The organism is Photobacterium sanctipauli, from assembly GCF_003026495.1.
GTDB lineage: Bacteria > Pseudomonadota > Gammaproteobacteria > Enterobacterales > Vibrionaceae > Photobacterium > Photobacterium sanctipauli.
This window is the reverse complement of record NZ_PYMA01000001.1, coordinates 187294-204802: the sequence shown is the minus strand read 5'-3', so window position 1 is coordinate 204802 and position 17509 is coordinate 187294. Positions and strand designations below refer to the sequence as shown.

Annotated in this window: 13 protein-coding genes; 7 read left to right on the top strand and 6 right to left on the bottom strand. The window is 47.5% G+C overall.

All coding sequences use genetic code 11. The features are described 5' to 3' along the window. Positions 1 to 5: 5 nt before the first annotated feature. Positions 6 to 881: a LysR family transcriptional regulator gene (locus C9I98_RS00885; protein ID WP_107271452.1), complete on the bottom strand. Its 876-nt coding sequence runs from the start codon at positions 879 to 881 to the stop codon at positions 6 to 8. Positions 882 to 1021: 140 nt separating this feature from the next. Here C9I98_RS00885 and C9I98_RS00880 point away from each other — a divergent pair, with 140 nt between their 5' ends. The 5 genes from C9I98_RS00880 (at position 1022) to C9I98_RS00860 (ending at position 5928) form a co-directional block, all read left to right on the top strand. Beyond that, positions 1022 to 2119, top strand: coding sequence for an alcohol dehydrogenase family protein (locus C9I98_RS00880; protein WP_211318290.1), 1098 nt, complete (start codon positions 1022 to 1024; stop codon positions 2117 to 2119). A 101-nt stretch (positions 2120 to 2220) separates the two neighbouring features. Further along, positions 2221 to 2988 (top strand): molybdate ABC transporter substrate-binding protein, encoded by a 768-nt coding sequence (gene modA / locus C9I98_RS00875; protein ID WP_107271451.1) that lies wholly within the window; start codon positions 2221 to 2223, stop codon positions 2986 to 2988. Next, complete coding sequence (gene modB, locus C9I98_RS00870) at positions 2988 to 3677, top strand: molybdate ABC transporter permease subunit (RefSeq protein ID WP_036822440.1); 690 nt, start codon at positions 2988 to 2990, stop codon at positions 3675 to 3677. The genes modA and modB overlap by 1 nt, the downstream gene beginning before the upstream one ends. Continuing rightward, the gene (modC, locus tag C9I98_RS00865; protein WP_036822443.1) at positions 3674 to 4753 is read left to right on the top strand and encodes a molybdenum ABC transporter ATP-binding protein ModC; all 1080 of its coding nucleotides are present in this window, start codon (positions 3674 to 3676) and stop codon (positions 4751 to 4753) included. The genes modB and modC overlap by 4 nt, the downstream gene beginning before the upstream one ends. Positions 4754 to 5286: 533 nt before the next feature. After that, positions 5287 to 5928 (top strand): CAP domain-containing protein, encoded by a 642-nt coding sequence (locus C9I98_RS00860; protein WP_036816456.1) that lies wholly within the window; start codon positions 5287 to 5289, stop codon positions 5926 to 5928. Positions 5929 to 6025: 97 nt separating this feature from the next. Here C9I98_RS00860 and C9I98_RS00855 read toward each other — a convergent pair whose 3' ends face one another. The 5 genes from C9I98_RS00855 to malT all read right to left on the bottom strand — a co-directional run bounded on the left by C9I98_RS00855 (position 6026) and on the right by malT (position 12216). Next, entirely contained in the window at positions 6026 to 7306 is a 1281-nt protein-coding gene (locus tag C9I98_RS00855) for an LssY C-terminal domain-containing protein (protein WP_036816458.1), read from the bottom strand. Positions 7307 to 7309: 3 nt separating this feature from the next. Then, positions 7310 to 8041 (bottom strand): glycosyltransferase, encoded by a 732-nt coding sequence (locus tag C9I98_RS00850; protein ID WP_036816461.1) that lies wholly within the window; start codon positions 8039 to 8041, stop codon positions 7310 to 7312. A gap of 304 nt (positions 8042 to 8345) precedes the next feature. Beyond that, a complete protein-coding gene (locus C9I98_RS00845; protein WP_036816463.1) occupies positions 8346 to 8624 on the bottom strand; it encodes a hypothetical protein in 279 nt (92 codons plus the stop codon). 145 nt (positions 8625 to 8769) lie between these two features. Further along, positions 8770 to 9453 carry a DUF4336 domain-containing protein gene (locus C9I98_RS00840; RefSeq protein WP_036816465.1) on the bottom strand — a complete coding sequence of 228 codons (684 nt, stop codon included), beginning with the start codon at positions 9451 to 9453 and terminating at the stop codon, positions 8770 to 8772. 54 nt (positions 9454 to 9507) lie between these two features. Then, on the bottom strand, positions 9508 to 12216 hold the full coding sequence (malT, locus tag C9I98_RS00835; RefSeq protein WP_036816468.1) for an HTH-type transcriptional regulator MalT: 2709 nt from the start codon (positions 12214 to 12216) through the stop codon (positions 9508 to 9510). Positions 12217 to 12704: 488 nt separating this feature from the next. On the opposite strand from malT, the gene C9I98_RS00830 reads away from it, so the two are divergent. Together C9I98_RS00830 and malQ are read left to right on the top strand one after the other, a co-directional pair. Further along, positions 12705 to 15164: a glycogen/starch/alpha-glucan phosphorylase gene (locus C9I98_RS00830; protein ID WP_107271450.1), complete on the top strand. Its 2460-nt coding sequence runs from the start codon at positions 12705 to 12707 to the stop codon at positions 15162 to 15164. A gap of 149 nt (positions 15165 to 15313) precedes the next feature. Beyond that, the gene (gene malQ / locus C9I98_RS00825; RefSeq protein WP_107271449.1) at positions 15314 to 17497 is read left to right on the top strand and encodes a 4-alpha-glucanotransferase; all 2184 of its coding nucleotides are present in this window, start codon (positions 15314 to 15316) and stop codon (positions 17495 to 17497) included. Positions 17498 to 17509 lie beyond the last annotated feature (12 nt).

Sequence of the window (17509 nt, the reverse complement as noted above, 5' to 3'; positions counted from 1 at the left end):
GAATATCACTTTTGCTCGGCAAGCTTTAGGCAGTGGGCAATTTTCTCCACGGTTTGATCATCGAGGTGAGGAGAGTGGATCATATTGATGTTCAAGGTCTGGTTGCTCTCGATAATCGAACTTGGCAGCGGCTTAACTCGGTTCGGATCGATTATGGATTCTGGTAATAACCCGATAGCAAACCCGGTATGCACAGCCGTTGCAATATTCTCTAAGATCGAACTGGTAAGCACGGTATGTTGCTCAAAGTTTGCTTGCTCTATGCCTTGGTGGTAAAGATCGCTGAGTATGCAGTTATCTTGATAGATGGCGACTGGCAAGCTAGAAAGCAGTTCATAGTTTAATTGATTGGCACCCACCCATAGTAACCGCTCACTCCATAGTGTGAGTTTATCCTGATAATCGGCCTCTCCTGAAACAATCGCGATATCAAGCTCGCCTGACATTACTTTACGGCGTAGCTCACGGCTTCTATCACAGGTGATTGTGGCCTCAAGATTTGGGATCTCTTCGCTTAGGATCGGCATGAACCCGGTTAAAAAATGCTGGGTGTAGTCGGTTGGCACCCCGAAATTAAAATGCCCGGATACCGTATCTTCCTTTAGCGCTGAGAATGTCAGGTTATTGAGCTTCAAGAACTGCTCGCTATAGCCTAATAGGGTTTTACCTGTTTCGGTGAGTTGGATTCCCCGGTTGCTCCGTACCATGATTTGGCTACCAACCAATTGCTCTAACTTTTTCATTTGCATACTGATTGCTGCTTGTGAGCGGCAGACGATCTCTGCGGCTTTTTTAAGCTCGCCGGTTTCGGCGACGGCGTTGAAGGTGCGCAACAGGTCAAGATCCAATAAGCGGTCTACTTTTAGTTGGGTTGCTGTCATCGTGGTACCACCGTGGTTTCAATATGAGAACTTAATTTAGAAAAACTAAATTGATGCTTCATTATTATTAGTTTGGCTGAAGTATAAGCCTTTTTTACTATTGTACAAAGTGAATCTAAGGCAATTGGTGAGAGGTAATTATGCGAACTCAATCAACGTCGCTACCGAAAATGATGTCTGGTGTGGTGCTAAACGGCCACGGTGGCTTGGATAAATTGGCGTACCGTGATGACTTGCCAGTCCCTACACCGGGTGATAATGAGGTTGTCATTAAAGTTGGAGCGAGTGCCATTAATAATACTGACATTAATACCCGTATTGGTTGGTATTCAAAGCAGGTGACTTCGCAAACCAATAACGGCGCCCTTGATGGGTTTGACGCTAGCGTTGATGATGACGCGAGTTGGGCCGGCAGCGCGCTGAGCTTTCCACTGATCCAAGGGGCTGATTGCTGCGGCATCATTGTAGCTGTTGGCGGCAATGTTGATGAGAGCCGAATTGGTGAGCGAGTGATCATCCGGTCGATGCAGCAGGTGGGGGATGCCGCTGACCACTTATGCCGGACTTTTGGCTCTGAAGTGAATGGTGGTTTTGCTGAGTATGCCAAGGCTGATGCGGTTGAGGCTTTCACCGTGAAAAGTGAGCTGACAGATAGTGAATTGGCGTCGTTCCCGTGTGCTTACTCAACCGCGGAAAATATGATTGAACGCGCCAATGTTAAAGCGACAGATACCGTGATGATCACGGGGGCCTCGGGTGGGGTAGGCTCGGCGGCTATCCAGCTGGCTAAGCGTCGAGGTGCTAGGGTTATTGCCATTTGTAGCCAATCGAAACGCGAGCAAGTATTAGCATTAGGTGCAGACGAGGTTATCGCTCGCGATCAAGATGTTGTAAAAGTACTGGGTGAAGAGTCGGTAGATGTCGTGATTGACCTGGTTGCGGGTGGCCAATGGGGGAGCTTACTGACTGTCTTGCGCCGTGGAGGGCGTTACGCGGTAGCTGGTGCCATCGCAGGCCCTATGGTTGAGCTTGATGTTCGTACCTTGTATTTAAAAGATCTTACTTTCTTTGGTTGTACCTACCAGCAGCGTGAGGTATTTGAAAATCTGGTCAGTTATATCGAACGCGGTGAAATTAAACCGCTAGTTTCTAAGCAGTATCCGCTAAGCGAAATCAAAACGGCCCAGCAGGCATTCATGGCGAAGCAGTACACCGGGAAGCTAGTGTTGATACCTTGAGTTTTCTTGAACTTGAATAGCAAATACCACTAATGGGTATTCCTCAACACCGTTATATACTTTAGTATATAACGGTGTTGTTTATATCTAAGGTTGTAGCGATGAAGCGATGGTGGGCATATGGGGCTTTGGCGGGGGTACTTTGTTTTTCGAGTGCTATTCAGGCAGGAGAGCGAGTCACTGTTTTTGCTGCCGCATCATTGACCAACGCCCTTAACGACGTAGCAGCAGCCTATCAGCAAAAATCTGGTGTAAAAGCCATTTTCTCTTATGCGTCTTCTTCTTCGCTCGCCAGACAAATTTCCCAAGGCGCACCGGCGGATATCTATATTTCAGCCAATGAAAAGTGGATGGACTATGTCGAGCAGCAACAAGCGATAGAGCCGGATACCCGAAAGACATTGCTGAACAACAGCTTGGTGCTGGTGGCTCCGAACAGCTACCCGCAAGATGAAATTACCCTGTCTGCCTCGTGGAATATTGCCGATGCCTTGCAAGGGACTCGCCTTGCTGTTGGGGATCCGAACCATGTACCGGCTGGTATTTATACCAAAGAGTCACTGAAGGCGTTGGCATTATGGCAGCAAGCCGAGCGGGTGATGGCTCGCGCGAACAATGTACGCTCCGCGCTGCTCTTGGTTGAACGGCAGGAAGCCATGCTGGGGATTGTGTATAAAACCGATGCCTTGATTTCGAAAAATGTGAAAGTGGTGGCTGAAATTCCACAGCAAACCCATAGTCCAATCTCATACCCAGTTGCTATTGTTAAAGATAAATCAAATAGTAAGGTGCAAGGGTTCTACGATTATCTGGTATCCGATGAAGCGGCCGCTATTTTTGCGCAATATGGATTTGGGGAAGTGGAATAGTGTTATCGGAGTACGAGCTTCAGGCATTGCTGCTGAGCTTGAAAATATCTAGCGTCGCCGTTTTGGTCAGTTTACCGTTGGGGGTACTTTGCGCGTGGCTATTGGCCCGGGTTCGTTTTGTTGGCAAGTCACTGCTAGATGGTATTGTCCATCTGCCTTTGGTGTTGCCTCCCGTTGTTATCGGTTATCTACTATTAGTACTGATGGGGCGTCAGGGTGTCATAGGTAAAGCCTTGTATGACTGGTTTGGTATTTCAGTCAGTTTTAGTTGGCGTGGTGCGGTGATTGCCGTGGCCGTTGTTTCTTTTCCCTTGATGGTACGTTCTATTCGGTTGGCGTTAGAAAGCGTTGACCCCAAATTAGAGCAAGCCGCCCGTACATTGGGCGCAAGTCCGTTGAAAGTGTTCTTTACCATTACCTTGCCGTTGACGATTCCCGGTGTCTTAACCGGTGCCATTTTGTCTTTTGCTCGTGCGTTAGGCGAATTTGGTGCAACCATCACCTTTGTTTCAAATATTCCCGGTGAAACACAAACTATTCCTTTGGCCATGTTTTCATTTATTCAAACGCCTGGGGCTGAGCAAGAAGCCGCTCGGCTTTGTGTGATTGCGGTGCTCATTGCTTTGTCATCCTTATTGGCTTCTGAGTGGCTAACCCGCAAAGCACGCAGAAGGTTGAACGCCCTATGATCACCATAAACGTCAAGAAGGCGTTGGGAGCGCTTCAGCTGAATATGCAGCTTGAGTTGCCGATGCAGGGCATTACCGCAATCTTTGGCCGCTCGGGGGCGGGAAAGACATCGCTAATCAACATTCTTAGTGGCTTAAGTGTGCCTGATAGCGGCGTGATCTCTGTGGGGGAACATGTTTTGTATAACAGTGAGACTCAGGTTAATTTGCCGCCAGAGAAGCGTGACATTGGCTATGTTTTCCAAGATGCCCGTTTGTTCCCGCACTATACCGTGGCCGGAAACTTACGCTATGGCTGCAAGCAAGACGATCCACAGCAGTTTACAACCATTATCACCATGTTGGGCATTGACCACTTATTAGAGCGTTACCCTGCGTCCTTGTCGGGTGGTGAGAAGCAGCGGGTAGCCATAGGCCGTGCCTTATTATCTAACCCTGATTTGCTGTTAATGGATGAGCCACTGGCTTCGCTTGATTTGCCCCGTAAACAAGAGCTGATGCCTTATTTGGAAAAGCTTGCTAAAGAAGTGCAGATCCCGATTGTGTATGTGACGCACAGTTTGGATGAGATCTTACGATTGGCAGATCACATGGTGATGATCAACCAAGGCGAGGTGGTGGTATCTGGCCATGTGAACAGTGTATGGGGGGCACCTGAGATGCGGCCTTGGTTACCGGCTAAAGAGCAAAGCTCGCTATTAAGTGCACGCGTGAATTACGATCATGCCCGGTACGCCTTAACGCAGGTGATGCTGAACCATGATTCATTTCTATGGGTGAATAAGCTAAGCCGTGCTCGCGGTGAGTGGGTGAGGGTAAGGATCCACTCTAATGATGTGTCGATCACCAAGGTAATGCCTGAGCAAACCAGTATTCGTAATATCTTGTCGGCTAGAATTGACAAGATCCACCCGGTAGATGAGCAGCAGAAGGTGGAAGTGCGCTTAAGGGTTGGTGAGGCGCAGCTGTGGGCGAACATTACCTTATGGGCCGCCGAAGAGTTGAACTTACAGGTAGGGGATCACGTGTATGCCCAAATTAAGGGTGTGAGCGTTACCCAAGATGATTTGGCTTAAAGTGTTACTTTATTACCGCTGATTCATCCGAAATATAATATAAAAAAGTCCAGCATTATTGCTAATAATAATGTTGGACTTTTTTATTGTACTATTAAGTCAAAAAAGTGATGTTAGTAATAAATATGACTTAAATAGTCGTCATTATTTTTTCTTAAAATGAATTAGATTCAAATTAAAGTCAGCGAACTGTCAATTTTGACTAGCTTAACATACGCGTGTGCCAATAAACGCTAACGCAATGTATCAAGAGTGAGAATTGAGTTTTAATGATTAAATATCATCGGCTTATGGTTTTATTAGTATTCAGGTAGGTCATGTGAGGTGTTAATTTTATGTCAGGAAGAGCAAAAAATAACCGTTGCATATTGAAGGGTTAAGCTGCGAGTCAGTATAGTGTGTTCCACGAAATCGCTGACAGACAATTAGCGGAAATATTAATCTTGCTTTATTTTAGCCTAAGCTTACTTTTAGCTTTTGCCTATTTTTAGGGGAATAAAGCATATCTAATGTATTCAACGGTTAGGTACATCATGCGAGTAGTTCCAATTATTCTATTATCTTCATTACTATTAGTTGGCTGTGGTTCTGGCGGCTCCGACTCTTCTGGTACAAATTCAGGCAACAATGGTGGCGATGTTTCCGATGGCTCCGGTAACAACGGTGACAACGGAAATAATGGTGATGATGGGAACGACGACGATCAAAATGGTGGCGGGAACTGGCCTGAGCCTTCTCCACCACCGCCACCAAGTGATGAGTTTGCAGATCAGATGTTGTATGCAGTGAATCTGGCTCGTTCTGAAGCGCAAAATTGTGGTGGCGAAATGATGCCAGCCGTACCTGCGCTTGAGTGGGATCTCGATTTGGAAGCAGCGGCTTACCGTCATTCAAGTGATATGGCAAACCTAGGCTTTATGGATCACACTGGCTCTGATGGCAGCTCACCAGGTGATCGCATCGCAGATACAGGCTATCAGTCTAGTGCATGGGCGGAAAACGTTGCGGCAGGTCAGCGTGATATTGACGAAGTGATGACAGCTTGGATGAACAGTCCTGGCCACTGTAAAAATATCATGAGTGCCAATGTGACCGAGATGGGGGCTTCTCTTGTTGAAAACCCGGGTGTAGGTTACAGTTACTACTGGACGCAGGTGTTTGCTCGTCCACGTTAATACGGCGTAGCATCACTTAGAGTCAGGCCCAAGGCCAGTAAACCCCAAATATAATGTTTGGGGTTTATGTTATTTGGGGTTTTATTTTATACATGGCTTATGTTTGTTTTTCCAAAATCAGAACGCGCCCATCACTGAAGTAGTGGTTGGATTTAGAATAAGCTTTAGGCTCGCCCAAACGTTGATAGCTAACTGACCACTTTTCGTGATTAAGAGGCTCTGCTAGTCTATCTCGTTCTTCATCAATATCTGGGTCGATGGCATGTAAAATAGTAATCATGCCCTTGTAGTGCGCGATTTTTAGATCATTGTCGTAGCTGACAGACCCAACCCAAATCTCTTTCTGGCTTGTTTCTTCTTTTCCTGCATACCACCAACGAATGTGGCGTCGGTTTACAATGTCCCCTTTGTGTTGATAAGCCAGTAGCTGTGGCTGCTGTGCCCAATAAAGATCGGAAATAGGTGGAAGCGCTTCTGACATCAGGTCTAAATACTGCGATAGATCCAACCTATCATTTGAGAAGGTTTTATTCTCAACCCAACCTTGCTCTTTCATCAGAACACTCGGGTTTTCTCCAATAACGACTACATTGATGGGCTGCGGTTTATAGACCGGTGCTAACCCTGGGTAGACTTTGTAATCGAGTTGCTCCAGCGATACGGGTTGTGTTTGCGCAGTGGATTCGGCATTGGCAGAGGAAATCCACTCAATACTGTATGCATCACTATGGAAGAAGTGGTAATAGTTCGCTCCCCCTAGGGTGGCAAACCAACACATGCTCATTGTGAGCCACTTTTTCCAACCATAAATACGGTACAGAACAACGCAAACAAGTGAAGCAACAAAAATCGCACTGAACAGAATACTGTGTTCAATTAGGAAGAGCGAGATACTGTCCCAGCTAGGCAAAAACTCAATACCCATACCGAGTAGGTAGCCAGCTGCGACGAATTGGCCGATACCGACAATCAGCCCAATTAGAGAATAAAAGGTGAATTTGTACCAAGGGATAGCATAACTGCCAGCCAAAAATGGCATGATCCAAGCCACGGGGCCGAGCAAGCGTGCAAAAGCGATAAACCATGGCCCTTTTTGGCGAAACAACAGGCGCGTTTTTGCCATTGGACGGCGTGTTTTGCTAAACCGTTTCCTTAGTTTTCGACAGCCATCGGCACCGTACTTCGAGCCAATAAAGAAGCTGAGTTGATCACCGATAAAGCCACCGATGAATACAGCGATGACGCCATAGAGTGCGCCGCTCGCCAATAGATAGCCGGCTGCGAGCAAGAAGGGCTCGCCGGGGACGACTAAGTTAGGACCAATTAATGCGTCTAATAGGCTCCCCCCGAAGAACCACCACCACGCATGTTCAGACATTGTTTAGTTTGCATCCTTGTAGTGATCAAATTTGTATTCCATTTCATTTTTACGCATCTCGCCGAAGAAGAAGCGGCGAACATTGGCTTTAAAGTAAGTCCAGCCCATCTTAAAGAAGCCGTCTTGCTCTAGGCGACGCGGATCAAACCAGAAGCTGACTGGGATCATACGGTAGCGCCAGGTTTGGGCTGCGCGTTTGGCGTAGTCACAGTCTTCACATAAGGTGATGTCAGTATCAAAGCCGCCAATTTCATTGTGGGCGCGTTTGGTCGAGAACATACAAGCCCCAACAGCAGTTGGGAAAAAGAATGACGTTGCAAATAAGCCGGCATTAAAGGCGATATAGCCAAGTCGATAACCGACAGAGAGGTTATCGGCGTTCATGTAGGCACCCGCAACTTCAAGTTTCTTCGATTCCAACTGGTGAAGTGCGTTTGCGATAAATGTTGGTGGTAGCCGAACATCCGCATCGAGGAACAATAGACGTTCATGCTTGGCGATTTCAGCACCCGTATTTCGGCCAAGGCTGGTACCGCGTTGTTCCATTTTATGGACGGTGAGTGATGGTAACGCTTGCTCAAATCCTCGGGCGACCTCACAGGTGTTGTCGTCGCTGTTGGAATCCACCACAATCACTTCAAACTGTTGGTGGCTTTGCTTACTTAAGTCATCAAGTAGGCGTCCGATACGTTTCTCTTCGTTCAGGGTGATGATGATAATACTAATAGGCGTCATACTGGATTCTCTTGTTGTTGATAGTATGGCTCTATAGTACGTACCCAAGTTTGAACTATTGATGACGGTAGTTGTTCATGTTCCATTCATTTAACTGAAACGAAATGAATGGGTTAGAACAGTCCGAAGAGGGAAGTAGAAGTAATGGAACGATAGCTTTAGCGTTAATTTGATTGATAGAGCTTCTTGTTTTGTCCATACTCCACCTCCCGCTATTACTGATCATTGGTAATAGCGTTTTTTTGGAGGCGAAGGAGTGGGGAGGCTAGCGAGCGTCTAGGTCGGCGCTTTAGTTAGCTCTGGTTTAGTTTTGTTTTAGCTCTTTAGCTTTGGCGAGCAGGTATTCTTCTACATCGTGCACCCATTGCGGGCGGTTTATGTACTTCCCAAGCAATAAGCAGGGGATAGCGAAGAAAAATAGCGGTGCGGCTTCATGAAGATAAGTTGATGCCAAGGCATCCTCATGTGAAACGAAGTTTAATACTGCAAGTACGCCAAAAATTAGCCCCATCATTACCATGGTGGCAGAAATGATCAGTACTAAGCCCAGCATATCTCTGAAATACAATTTTGTTGCTGTCATTGTCTTAACCCTGAGTGCGTTGTAGCGGTAGGAACGTGTATCAATATACGCCTAAATAGGGGTTAAGTTGTGAAATGCATCACAGATTAATGTTGGTTGAAAGCTAAGAAAACCTTTCTTGATTTAAAGCAAAAAAGTAGCGCTGCTACTGGTTGAGAGCCCATCTAAACGCATGGTGAAAAGAGTCCTTACCACCTCTGTCGATAACTTGCCCGTGAGATAAAATAATGCGCTCAAAGGGCCAGGTTAGGATTTCCTGCAATGATTGGCGTAGCCGTGTTTTATCGTTAAAGGTTCTGCGCCAGTAATAGGGCATAGCGGGGTTGAGGTAGCAGCCATTGATCAAGCCAAGCATTTGGGTGCAAATGTTGGTTGAAGGCTTTAGCCATGCCAGGGTGTCGCCCACGATGAGGGTTTTCGACTCTGGATCGCAGAAGATGACTTCTTCCATGCGATCACTGCCTCGGAGTAGGGTTTGATACAGTTGGTGCTGCCAAATCTTTGGGCTATGTGCGCTTAATGCATCATCGAAGGCCAGATCGGTGCGTTTGTTTTGCAAACCGGGAGGGGCAAAGAAATAGGCATCGGGGTAAGCTAACCACCATTCGGAGAGAAAGAGATGGTGGTTCATGTTCGGGGTCACGATGGCATGAACCTGGCCAAGCTTACTCAGTTCAAGCTGTAGTTTGGTGGTGAGCTGGATAGGGGAGTGGATAAGCAGCTTTTGCTCATCCAACTTGATGACCGTCATTCTGGCACCCACTGGAATGCCGCTCATCTTGAGCGGCATATCTTGATACCAAACTCTGTCCTTGCTCCATTCAATCATTGGTTGTCCTTAACCAGTGATGAGCAATCTATACCAACCTATAGCAGCTTTAGTTTAGAAGCCCATGAGTTTTAATAAGTTTTCAGCTGTTTCAATCGCCTGCTGACGGTTTGCGATATTGAGCTTTTGGTACAAGTTACGAATGTGGGTCTTAATGGTTGTCGAGGCCACATCAAGCTCCGAAGCAATTTGCTCGTTGCTGTAACCGGTGTAGATCAGCCCAAGCACCTGCCACTCACGCTGGGTCAGTGGGCTGGTACGGATAAGCTCGGGTACGTCAGGTAGGTTGAGCAACTTCTCAACAAAGTTTTCATCGAAGTGTACTGAGCGGTGGCGTTCCTTGCTGGTCATCTCTCGCAGCAGCTGCCTCGCGCGGTGCATTTCTAACTCACTCAGCGCCTTGGTATCTACCAACTCTTGTAATAGATCGTTAATTTCACTGCCATCACAAAGGAAAATACCCACCATTCCTGTGCTATTGGTTAGCATCAGCGCTTCTTTTAGCTCAGAAAGGGCTTTATCACGCATGCCTTGCTTCTTGCTTAACATCGCTTGTACCACAAGGTTGCGGTTTTTGTCTGTGATCAGGTTATGCTTCACACAGCTTTCTTCAAGCATTTTAAAGATTTGCTCGGCGCGAGCATAGTCACCAACATTGACGCAAGCACGGCCAATATTGCGCCATTGCAACTGCTGGAAGTGGTTGCAAGCGGCTTCTGGCTGCTCTGCTTGGTTTAGCCACTGCTGGATACTGCTGATATCGTCGGTGTTTTGCCAGTACAGCAAATTTGCCAAATCGGTGTTTGCGCGCCAGTCGATATGGTAGCTAGAACGATCCATCATACTGTTGCAAAGCTCAAGATAGCGAGCCGCTTTGTCTTGTTCACCTCGGGTGATGGCAATACGAGCAAGCATCGAGTAGGCGTGCAATGACTTGGTTTCATCATAAGGCGCTAGCACTTCAAGGCTCTTCAGTGCCGACTCTTCTGCCTCATCAAGACGGTTCCAGCACCAAAGGATTTGCGCGCGAAGGCGTAGGAGGAACTCGTGTAGAGGTACTTGTTGTAAGTGCTGCTCTTTTACTAGCTTAAATGCTTGATCTAGTAGCTCATACGCAGTTTGTACATAGCCTTGAGCTAACAGGATTTCACTTTGCTGAAGCAGTGCCCACAATGCTTGGTGGTAAACATGATACTGACGAGCCATTTTCTCGGTTTGTTGCATCATCGGTAATGCACGGCTCAAATTACCCAAGCAGTGGTGAACCTCACCCACAACAGAGGTGGCGACGATACGGCTACGGTAGGTGGTCGATGGCAGTTGCCCCAGTGCTTGTTCTGACAGGATGAGGGCCTCTTCAGGCTTACTTTGGTTGATTGCAACTTGTGCCCTGAGTGCGTTGAACTCACCCTGAATCGCATCATCCAGTACGATATCGTGTTGTTTCATCGCTTGTTCGGCTTCAGCGATCATATCGCCCACATCATTGTAGCGATGCTGGCTCTGAGTTAGCCACATGCGCAGTAAGCCAAGGCGAGGGTTATTGACCAAGTGAGACTTATCGAGCGAGTCAATGCAGTCTTCCAATAGCTTGATTTCACCATGGTGGTACATTTCCCAGCCGTAATCACATAGAATTTGAATGATCAGTGATTCATCTTCACATTTTTGCGCGTGAAGTAGTGCTTGCTGCGGTGAGTCTTGTTTCAGCCAAGCTTTCGCTGCCAACGCGTGGAGTTCGCCTCGCTGTTGCGGAATTTGCGAATAGCGTTGGTGGCGGAGGAATTCGGCAAACAGGTTATGGAAGCGATACCAATTGCTATCACCCTCAAGGGTATTGAGGAATAAACCAAAGCGGTTGAGTGATTCTAGCATCGCCAAAGCATCACTACGCCCTGTGAGCTCTGTCACCAATTGTGCATTGAAAATGTCCAATACCGAGCACTGCAGAAGAAACTGCTGTGTTTCGTTATCTAACTGGTCGAAAACTTCTTCGGCTAGGTAGTCCCATAAGTGGCCTCGGTTGAAACTTGCCATTGATTCCGCAGACTCTTCTAGCATGTTCGGGCGCTGTTGGGCGTGAAGCGCGATAAGCTGCAATGCAGAAGGCCAGCCCTCCACCTGCTGGTGAAGGTTGCGAAGCACCGTACTTTCAATGCTTTCATTGACGCGTTTGCTAAAGAAGCGTTCGGTTTCTTCTTCGTCGAAAGCAAGGCGATCGTTATCAACTTCGATGAGAAGGTCGCGGATCCTCAAGTTTGCAGTGCCCAATGGTGGTAGCGTCCGGCTCGTAACAACCAGCGTGATGTTGTCGGGCATGTTCTTCAGGAAGAAGCGCATCCCATCGTGGATGTCATCATTGTTTATTACATGGTAATCATCCAGCACCAAATAGGTTTGTTCGTGATATTCGCTAAGTTCGCCGAAAAGCTCACTAAATAGAGTTGATAAGCAGGCAAATTGACGTCTTTCTGCCATGGCTTGTGTTTTTGGGCAAGCGTTATTGGTGGCTTTGTTGATGGATTGAAGCAGGTAGTTAGCGAAGCGGAAAGTGTCGTTGTCGTTTTCGTCGATGTTAAACCAACCCGTATGTTGGTGTTCGTTTAACCATTGAGCTGCCATGGTCGTTTTGCCAAAACCAGCAGGGGAGCGGAACAGAACAAGACGATAGAAAGGGGCCTGATCAAGAGTTTCCAGCAATCGCGGGCGAATTATCGCATTGTGTAAGCGAGCAGGGCGAGTCAGTTTAGATGGTATCCACATAGTCTAGCTACTTATTGTAAGGTTATGTCCATTATGCTCGGTTATTTGTTGGTAAAGCACTAATATGCCTACGCTTTGTTATTGGAGCTTTTATGCTTTCAAGTGATGATTATCTTGCCTGAAAATCATCTCACAGCATTTGATCTTGTCCATAACTTTACATTCGAAAATTTTGAAATCAGCAATTCTTATCCTCTCATCCCCATATTTATGAGTTAGATCACATATATAAGATCTTTCATAAATATTTAAGTCCCTATTTGCACATCGAAATGTAGTCTTAATTTGTGAATCAGGTTGCATTTGATGTATTCGACGTGTGTTTCTACACCTCGTTTTTTTGCAGGTGGTCACAGAAAGAGGGGGAGAGGCGTAGCTACGCCCCTATTACTCATCCCTCTACCCCTGTTTGTCAGGAGGATGTTTTAGCTGATAAACATGGGCAAGATAGTCACCAGTTGGAAATAATCCTAGAGCGAGATTGAACCATGTCTAAAAATGGTCAGACACAACAATTTGATAAAACTGCTTTTAAAGCGGCTGTAGAAAATCACCTTACTACTACTTATGCAAACACAGTAGAAACGGCATCACCACGTAGCTGGTACCTGGCAATGGGTAAAGCCCTAGCCGAAATCAGTACAGGTAACCTACTTGCCACTGAGCAGAAACTTGCAGAAGACAAAGCCCGTAGCATTAACTACCTTTCTCTTGAATTCCTAATCGGTCGCCTGACAGGTAACAACCTGATCAGCATGGGCCTATACGAAAACGTTGCCTCTGCAATGGAAGAAATGGGTCAGAACCTAACTGACCTGCTTGAAGAAGAGCGCGACCCGGCATTGGGTAACGGTGGTCTTGGTCGTCTAGCTGCATGTTTCATGGACTCACTGGCAGCACAAGAATACCCAGCAGTAGGTTACGGCCTACACTACGAATACGGTCTGTTCCGCCAGTCATTTGTTGACGGCCGTCAGGTTGAAGCACCTGATGCATGGCGTGGCATTGAAGGCTACCCTTGGGAAGTGATTCGCCCTGAGCTAACACAAGAAGTTAGCCTGTACGGCCACGTTGAAGCTTACACCGACGAAAATGGCGTTGCATGCCGCCGTTGGGTACCGGCAATGACTGTTGAAGGTATTGCTTGGGACCTACCTATCGTTGGTTACGACAACAACAGCGTTTACCCACTACGTTTGTGGGAGTGTCGTTCAAATGCGCCATTCAACCTAGCGCGCTTCAACGATGGCGACTACGTGGGTGCACAGTACTCAGCACTAGAAGCGGGTAACGTGACTAAGGTGCTATACCCGAACGATAACCACGACCAAGGTAAAGCACTTCGTCTAATGCAGCAGTACTTCCACTGTGCATGTTCAATCGCAGATATTCTGCGTCGTCACGAAGCGGCGGGTAACACTATCGAGTCTCTGTCTGAGTTGGAAACTATCCAGCTGAACGACACCCACCCAACTATCGCGATCCCTGAACTAATGCGCATCCTATTGGATGAGTACAAGCTTGGCTGGGACAAGGCATGGGAAATCTCATCGAAGACCTTTGCTTACACCAACCACACGCTACTGCCTGAAGCACTAGAAACATGGAGCGAAGCACTGATCCAGCAGATGCTGCCTCGTCACATGGAAATCATCTTTGAAATCAACCACCGCTTCATGAAGTTGGTTGAGCAAACATGGCCTGGCAACAATGAAGTGAAGCGCAAGCTATCAATCATTCAAGAAGGCCCGCAGCGCATGGTTCGCATGGCTAACCTATGTGTGGTAAGTACTTACGCAGTAAACGGCGTGGCAGCACTTCACTCAGAGCTGGTTAAGCGCGATTTGTTCCCTGAGTTCAACGAGCTGTTCCCTGGCCGTTTGACGAACGTGACGAACGGTGTCACACCGCGCCGCTGGATCAAATACTGTAACCCTGGTCTTTCTGCGCTGATCAGCGAGAAAGTGGGTGATGACTGGCCGGCAAACCTAGAGAAGATTGCAGGCCTAGAGAAATTCGCTGAAGACGAAGCGTTCCAGAAGCGCTATATGGCAGTGAAGAAAGAGAACAAGCAGCGTTTGGCTGACTGGGTTGAAGAGAACATGGGTATCGAGCTAGATACCAACGCTATCTTCGACATCCAGATCAAGCGTCTGCACGAATACAAGCGTCAGCACCTGAACTTGCTTCACATCCTGTCGCTATACCATCGCCTGCTGAACGACCCTACGTTCGACATGCAGCCACGCGTATTCTTCTTCGGTGCGAAAGCAGCACCTGGTTACGCACTGGCGAAAGATATCATCTTTGCCATCAACAAAGTGGCAGAGAAGGTGAACAACGACCCACGTCTAGGTGGCAAGCTGAAAGTGGTATTCATCCCTGACTACCGCGTAAGCCTAGCTGAAATCCTATTCCCAGCGGCAGACGTATCTGAGCAGATTTCAACTGCCGGTAAGGAAGCATCGGGTACAGGTAACATGAAGTTCGCCATGAACGGTGCACTGACTATCGGTACGATGGACGGCGCGAATGTTGAGATGCGTGAAGAAGTGGGTGACGAGAACATCTTCATCTTTGGCCTATTGGTTGATGAAGTACAGAAACTGAAGCAAGAGGGTTACGACCCTTACCGCTACTACCATGCTGATAGCCTGCTACGTGCAGCGCTGGACCTACTGGAAACAGATGAGTTCACCCCAGGCAACCCAGGTCAGTTGGCCGCTATCCGCCACAACCTGCTAGACGGTGGTGACCCATACCTTGTATTGGCCGATTTTGCTGATTACGTGAAAACTCAAGAGAAGATTGATGCGGAATACCGTGATCAGAAGACTTGGGCACGTAAAGCGATTCTGAACACAGCATTGATGAGCAAGTTCAGCTCAGACCGCAGTATTCGCGATTACGCCAATAACATCTGGAAACTTGAGCCAGTAAAAATCTAATCATTGATTAGAAAATAAGAACTCACCCTAAAGGTGAAACATACCGACCTGGATTGGCTGGCACGGTCCAGGTTGGTATCAAGCTCTGAATTGATATCAGCAAAACCCCTAACATCGTAGTTGCCGTAAGGCTGCTATCGGAGAGAACGATGAAAGATAATCAAGTATTAAAACAAGTTGCTGACATGGCTGGTATTGCAGATAGCTATGTAAGTGCTTGGGGCGATGACGCTACTGTTGATAGTGATACTATCCGTCGCTTGTTGGCTGCTTTGGGATACGACACCAAAAGTGATGAAGCTTTATTAGAGTCGGCGAATAAAAAGCAGCGACCAGATGTCTTGGCGCCAGTTAAAGTTATTCGCACCGGCGAACCAATGCATATTGAAATGCACCTTGGCCAGAGTGCGCGAATTAGTGACTTTAGCTGGCGTTTGGAAACCGAACAGGGCGAGATGCTAGAGGGCTGGTTACAGTCTCAACTGGTATCCGATACCCGTGCTGACGGTGGAACGCTAACATTTGCTCTACCAAACGATCTGGAACTTGGCTACCACAAGCTTGAAGTTTTCCGTAAGCGTCGTAAATCTCCGTTTGAAATGACTTTGATTGTGACTCCAACCTCTTGTTACAAGCAGGATGCCCTGCTGAATGACAAGAAATTGTGGGGTACAAGTGTACAGCTGTACTCAATTCGTACTAACCATAACTGGGGTATTGGTGACTTCGGTGACCTGAAGCAGTTGGTTGCAGACGTCGCTGCCCGTGGCGGTGACTTTGTCGGCCTAAACCCAATCCACTCTCTATTTCCAGCAAACCCTGAAGGTGCAAGCCCATACAGCCCATCTTCACGCCGTTGGCTGAATCTGATGTACATCGACGTGAGCTCGGTTAGCGAATTTGCTCAGTGTGATGAAGCCCAGCAACTAGTTGGTAGCCCGGAATTCCAGCAGCGTCTAAGCGACGCCCGTGATGCGAACTGGGTAAATTACAGCGAAGTGTCTTGTCTGAAAATGGCTGTGCTGCCACTACTGTTCAAGACTTTCACAGAGCGTCACCTAGACAAAAATACTGCCCGTGCACAGAAGTTCCTTCAGTTTGTTGAAGAAGGTGGCGATAGCCTGTTGCACCAAGCAGCCTTTGATGCGCTGCATGCAGAACTGAAAAAAGAAGATGACAACGTATGGGGTTGGCCTGTCTTCCCTGAAGAATACCGCCACTTTGATAATGCGGCTGTTCAAACATTCATTAAGAAACACTATGAGCAAGTACAGCTATTTATGTACCTGCAATGGCTAGCCGATACTCAGTTGGCAGAAGTACACGAACTTGCTGAAGAAAAAGGCATGGTAATGGGTCTTTACCGTGACCTAGCTGTCGGCGTGTGTGATTCGGGTTCTGAGACTTGGGCCGACCATGGTGCGCTATGCCAAGACGTGAGTGTAGGTGCGCCGCCAGATATCCTTGGTCCTCTAGGCCAAAACTGGGGCTTGCCTCCGCTTAACCCTGAAGTGCTGAAAGAGCGTGCCTACGAACCGTTTATCCAGCTGCTACGTGCCAATATGCGTAATTGTGGTGCGCTTCGTATCGACCACGTTCTTGGCCTGCTTCGACTATGGTGGATCCCTAAGGGCGAGTCAGCAGAAAGCGGCGCGTACATGTACTACCCAGTTGAAGACATGATGGCCATCCTTGCATTGGAAAGTCACCGTTATCAGTGTACTGTGATTGGTGAAGACTTAGGCACCGTGCCAGATGAAATTGTCGATAAGCTGGCAACCGCAGGTATTCACTCATACAAGGTGTTCTTCTTCGAAACAGCTGAAGATGGTGGTTTCTACTCGCCGAAGCACTATGCAGACCAATCAATGGCTGCGCTGTGTACTCACGATATGCCAACCCTACGTGGTTTCTGGCACTGTGATGACCTGAAAATGGGTGAAGAGTTGGGCCTGTACCCTAACAAAGAACAGCTTGAAGGCTTATTCGACAGCCGTGCTGAAAGCAAACAAAAAATCCTTGATAGTTTGGCTTGGCATGGTTATCTTCCTGAAGGTGTTGGGCATGATGCTGCATATGTACCAATGGACCGATACCTAAGTGAAGCTATGCAATTGCATTTGGCGGCTGGCTCAAGTGCGCTGCTAAGTCTTCAGCTTGAAGACTGGTTAGAAATGGATAAACCAGTCAACATTCCGGGTACGGTAGATGAATACCCGAACTGGCGCCGTAAGCTGTCGACCACGCTGGATGACATCTTTACCCGTCAGAACATTGTTGACTTGACTCGCCGTTTAACAGAAACACGAGAACAAGCATCACAAAAATCATAATATCAGGAGTAA